The sequence below is a fragment of the Halomonas sp. SIMBA_159 genome (genome assembly GCF_046536035.1).
Taxonomy (GTDB): domain Bacteria; phylum Pseudomonadota; class Gammaproteobacteria; order Pseudomonadales; family Halomonadaceae; genus Vreelandella; species Vreelandella venusta_A.
The window spans coordinates 1-272 of the sequence record NZ_JAWJBT010000572.1 but is presented as its reverse complement, the minus strand read 5'-3'; the positions used below and the strand labels follow the sequence as shown (position 1 = coordinate 272).

1 protein-coding gene is annotated in these 272 nt (G+C 52.9%); it reads right to left on the bottom strand.

Annotation, left to right across the window (positions count from 1 at the left end; translation table 11 throughout):
- Positions 1–272: NAD(P)-binding domain-containing protein (locus R0J87_RS20505; RefSeq protein WP_498888559.1), on the bottom strand; the 272-nt coding region annotated here is incomplete at both ends.

Here is a 272-nt window from a genome sequence, read left to right as displayed (position 1 = left end):
CAGCGCTTCTGATGTACCTACCATTAAAACGCTCAGCAGCATATTATTGCAGATTTTCGCGACCTGGCCTGCACCTACTGCACCTGCATGAAACAGGTTCTTACCCATATTGCTAAGCACCGTTTTAGCGCGCTCAAAATGCGCAACGTCACCACCAACAATAAAGGTTAGCGTGCCAGCTTTGGCACCGCCGACACCACCGGATACCGGTGCATCAATAAAGGCGATACCCTGCGCTGAGAGCCCTGCACCCACTTTACGCGCGCTATCGG